At 57.0% G+C, this 4,324-nt stretch carries 7 protein-coding genes; all 7 read right to left on the bottom strand.

Going from position 1 to position 4,324, the window contains the following annotated elements:
• A partial coding sequence (locus GXX82_01785; protein NLT21757.1) for a hypothetical protein occupies positions 1-149 on the bottom strand: 149 nt, incomplete at its 3' end.
• Positions 133-1,692: a hypothetical protein gene (locus GXX82_01790; protein NLT21758.1), complete on the bottom strand. Its 1,560-nt coding sequence runs from the start codon at positions 1,690-1,692 to the stop codon at positions 133-135. The genes GXX82_01790 and GXX82_01785, both read right to left, overlap by 17 nt.
• Complete coding sequence (locus GXX82_01795) at positions 1,689-2,666, bottom strand: general secretion pathway protein GspK (GenBank protein NLT21759.1); 978 nt, start codon at positions 2,664-2,666, stop codon at positions 1,689-1,691. The genes GXX82_01790 and GXX82_01795 overlap by 4 nt, the downstream gene beginning before the upstream one ends.
• Positions 2,663-3,310 carry a prepilin-type N-terminal cleavage/methylation domain-containing protein gene (locus GXX82_01800; GenBank protein ID NLT21760.1) on the bottom strand — a complete coding sequence of 216 codons (648 nt, stop codon included), beginning with the start codon at positions 3,308-3,310 and terminating at the stop codon, positions 2,663-2,665. Before GXX82_01800 ends, GXX82_01795 begins: the two co-directional genes overlap by 4 nt.
• The gene (locus tag GXX82_01805) at positions 3,297-3,734 is read right to left on the bottom strand and encodes a prepilin-type N-terminal cleavage/methylation domain-containing protein (GenBank protein NLT21761.1); all 438 of its coding nucleotides are present in this window, start codon (positions 3,732-3,734) and stop codon (positions 3,297-3,299) included. The genes GXX82_01800 and GXX82_01805 overlap by 14 nt, the downstream gene beginning before the upstream one ends.
• On the bottom strand, positions 3,718-4,173 hold the full coding sequence (locus GXX82_01810; GenBank protein NLT21762.1) for a prepilin-type N-terminal cleavage/methylation domain-containing protein: 456 nt from the start codon (positions 4,171-4,173) through the stop codon (positions 3,718-3,720). Before GXX82_01810 ends, GXX82_01805 begins: the two co-directional genes overlap by 17 nt.
• The coding region (locus GXX82_01815) for a type II secretion system protein GspF (GenBank protein NLT21763.1) at positions 4,170-4,324 on the bottom strand (155 nt) is incomplete at its 5' end. The genes GXX82_01815 and GXX82_01810, both read right to left, overlap by 4 nt.

The following is a 4,324-nucleotide window of genomic DNA, read 5'->3' on the forward strand; positions in this document are numbered from 1 at the left end:
ATGAGTGCCCTTTCCCGTGCGGCCCTCGTCTCCCGGAGAGAGACCATTTCCTTGCGGGCATTCACGAAACCATACTGATAAACGGTGAGAACGGCGAGAACGATGACGGCGGGAATCGCGTATATGAGGAGTCTATTTTCCTTTTTCATCCTTCTTCACCATCCCTTCCGTCTTTGTCTCCTGTTTCTTGAACCCTTCCAGCTCCATCCGAACGACAAAACGCTCGCCATTCAGCCGCGCGTCCTTCATCGTCGGTGAGGCGAATTCGACCTTCCTGAAAAGGTCGGACTGCTCCAGGATCGAGAGTACCCCCGTCGCCGAGGCGGCATAACCCTCGATCTCCGCCGTCTCTTCCGTGACCCTCGTTCTTGTGAGCCACACCGTTTTCGGGAGGAGCGAGGTCAACCCCTTGAGGATATTGAGCGACATGGGCCTCTTCTTCTTGAATTCCTCCATGTGATCCAACTCGCCCTGCAATGCCTCCGCCTCCTTTTTCAGCCGTTCCACTTCCATCACATTCTTCCTGCGGGATCTTATCTGCTCCTCAATAGCGGTGATCTTGCGCTTCTCCATCTCAAGAGGCACGACAACGTAAGGGATCAGCATCATAACAAGGAGCGCGGCAAGCACGAGAGAGGTAACGAGGGGGGCCCTCTTCTTTTCCCCGACGCCGCCGCGTGCAAGATCGAAGCTCTTGAGGCCCGGGAAAAGGGCTTCATGGAGCATGGCTGCGGGAGCAAAGGGAACATCCTTCTGACTACCCCCGAAGAATGACATTGTCTCCCTGTCCCCGATCTGTCTGTGCACGATGTCCGGCAGCACATCCCCGGCCTCAGCACCGTTCTCGGCAACAAAACACAGGGGCCGCGACCCATCGGCGGCACCGGCCGCAGCAAGGTCGGCCCTCACATTTTTATAGCGCCTCTGCGGATCTTCGTCATCGCCGCACGGATCACATGAACCATAAAAGTTGCTCACCAGGTTGCCCTCTTCGACCGACCAGCCTTCGTATCCATATGGGTCAACGTGAAGAAACACAAAGGTCCCGCTCCCGGCAAGGCGCCCGCACAGCCGTGCCATGTCCGGCGAAGGCGTCGAGATTCTCACGGGCGGGAGCCCCTTTTCCGTCAATGCCGCCACGAAGGGGCTCAATCTCTCTCTTCTCGCCGCCATGAGGGTTATGGCGATCCTTTTGTCCCTCTCTGCACCGATAACATGATCGTACATGGCATCGGCGGCCGATAAGGGGGTAAGCCTGTCGATCTCGTAAGTCACCACAGGTCCCATGTTCTCTTTCACGGTCGAGGGCATCTGTGCGGTCCTGATGACAACCCATTCCCTGGGAACACCCAGGAGCACCTTCGAGCCTCTGCGCCCCAGTTCCTTCATCGCGCGGGAGGCGGCGGCGGCAAGATCGTCGGGGGCCGGAAATCCATCTCCTTCAAGGAGATACCTTGCAGACCCCGTGAGCCGTCTGCGGTTGAGAAAACGCTCACCCGCTGCCGCCGACACGCATCCCCTTTCCATGCAAACCGCCAAGAAGCGCTCGGGCAGGATGATGCCTTCAACGAGGTTGCGGTTCAGCACCGCCCAGATTCTCAGGCACAGAGGCTCAACTCTTGCCCTCGCGGCTCTGAAGTACGCAATTCCTTTCTCAATGGCGGGGCTCAGCGTCAAGAGTCCAATTCTCATTTCGTTGTCTCCGCTGGGGTCTTGTAATAGATGTACTCGTATGTCCCTCCCGACTTGACGAGGAGTGTGGCCCGGATACCGTGGCCATCCCCGGCGCCCCCTCTGAAACCCGTCGATTCGATGGTGTAGCCGATGGATTCAGCGACGTCTATGTAGGATGATACGTTGCTGTATTCCCCTCCCATGATGCCCCGAACATCATCGAGGGATTTCAGCTCCGCCTGCTTCCTTTGATCGATGATCCTTGCCGCCCGGTCCTCCGACACGCCGGGCAGGGCCATGATGACCTCTTTCGCTGCAAAATTGACATTTATCTTAGATGCATCCCCATAGACGGTGACGAAGTGGACGAGCCCTTTATGTTCTTCTGTTCCGAAAAGGATGTCAGGCGTCATGCCTCTTACCAGAAGGAGCTCCTCCACCGTATCGAAGGGCCCGTTCTTGGCCCTGTATGGATTGGGGAGGGACCGGTAGTAGTCGTCTTCGGCACCGTTCATGCGATGGAGGGTATCCTTGTCCATCCAGTCGAGAGCCGAATCCACGATGGTGTCCGCCGTCTGCTTCTCCACCCCCAGATTGACGAGAAGATTGTCGAGGACGATCTTGTTCCCTTCGTTCATGGTGTTGAGATTGATCCGCCCCGCCTCGTTGAAGATCCTGACGACATACCTGCCATCGCCGATATCGCCCTCGATGGCCGTGCCGTCGACCCTCAAGGTCTCTGTGCTGTCGGGGACGATGGTCTTGTTGAGGTTCTCCTTCCGGTAGTATATCTCCAGAATGGCCCGCTCCAGTCCCGCCTGGGCGAGAAGGCCCTCTGCCAGTGAATCTCGAAAGAAGAGGGCCGCCCTGCTTTCGGTCTTCGCGAGGACGGAAAAAGACATGACGATGACCATGAGGATAATGACCACCCAGAGCACCATGATGAGGGCAAAACCGCTCTCTTTCTGAAGAAAGCCTTTCTCTCTTCTCATGTCCCACTCTCTTCATCAGGGTCATCCCCGGGCGGCTTCCTGGTTCGCAGGGGTATCGTGAGAGAAAACTTCCTCTCGCCTTTTTCCAGATGAAGCTTTACCTTTTGCGGGAGATGGGTGGTGTCCGCCAGTTCGTCCGACCAGCCGCCCCCTCCCAGCCCCTTTATCTTCGCGGATTGAAGGTATTCAAACCGGATGTCGTCGAAACCGTCGAGGAGTCTCGCTTCCCTTGTATTCTCCATGCCTATCGTGGTCTCCTTCAGATAGAGCGCCAGCTTTCCCTTTTCATCCTTTTCGATCCTGTATGAGGCTATGGCATACCCCTTCCGGCCGCCAAAGAGAGAGCGGTTCGACGCGAATGTCATCGCATCGCGCGCACCTATGAACACCGATCTCTTGAGGTCCTTTTCCTCTTGCACGGTGAGGGGGAGGCAGGACTGCAACTGGGAATCGATGAGCCTCGTGGAGACCCTGAGGCGCTCCATCCACTCCACCTTTCTCTCGCCCCCCTCGAGGGAGCGGTGCCCGGCTCGCATTGAGGCGGCTAGGATAACTACGATCATGGCGACAAGCACGATGGAAACCATGAGTTCCAGGAGCGTAAAGCCCCCCGACCGGGAAAGGTTGCTCCTATAGCTCCTCATTCTTGATCACCTCTCTTTTCACCGTTTTGAAGGTCTTCAGAGAGAATGACCTTTTCCTCACCCCCTGCTGCCAGGAGACATTGAGCACCACCTCGAACACCTGCCACGAGAAACCCTTCGTGCGCTCCCCAAGCGCCTCCGTCACGGTCATGTCCATCACGTAGCCATCCTTCGTCTCGCTTGAGGTACCCTCCTTCAGCTGCCCACCCTCAAGTAATTCCCTCATCCTGATATCAGCAAGCACCGTTGCCGTGAGATAGTCGTCTGACATCGCGAGCGTCTTGAGATTCGCCGAAAACAACTGGAGGACGACAGTGACCACAGTGGCAAGAATAACGAAGGCCACAAGGATCTCAAGGAGAGTGAAACCTTCCGGGCCTGCGGGAAACCTGCGCCTTCCGGATCTTTCAGTTTTCTTGTCCATAATTCTTCACGACCACGGACCCGATCACAGGATCGATCTCGATCCTGAAGGTCTTCTTTTTGGTTCCGAGAATGATCTCGCATGACCCAACCGTTCCCGACGCGTCGGCGATAATGTCGTATTCTCCCCCGTAGATCCCGCCCCGGACAGGGTCCACCACACTGATGGCGACGCCCTCCGGAACCGCGCGGCGGGCCGCTCCTTTGAGGCCGTAGGTCCTGCGGTTAAGGTCGATCGTCACGCGCCGCTCTCCCCTTACGCTCATCGCCTCTATGCGCGCCATGCGAATGAGACCCGAAAGCTCCCGCGCCGTACCGTCAAGCTTCGCCGAGGGGAGACGGTTCGCGAAATGCACACCAGACAGGCCAAGAAAGAGCACCATGAGGGTCATGACTATCACCAGCTCGAGAAGCGTGAAACCGCTATCCTTCATCTTCAAAACGGCAGCTCCAGGATACCGAATATCGCGACGAGCATGGAGACTACGATGAAAGCGATGACGAGCCCCATGGTAAGGATGATCGCGGGCTCAAGAAGGCCCATGAACCGTTTGACGGAGTCTTTGAGGCTCTTCTCGTAGGTTGTCGCCA

The sequence above is a fragment of the Syntrophorhabdus sp. genome, assembly GCA_012719415.1.
In the GTDB taxonomy this organism is placed as follows: Bacteria; Desulfobacterota; Syntrophorhabdia; order Syntrophorhabdales; family Syntrophorhabdaceae; genus Delta-02.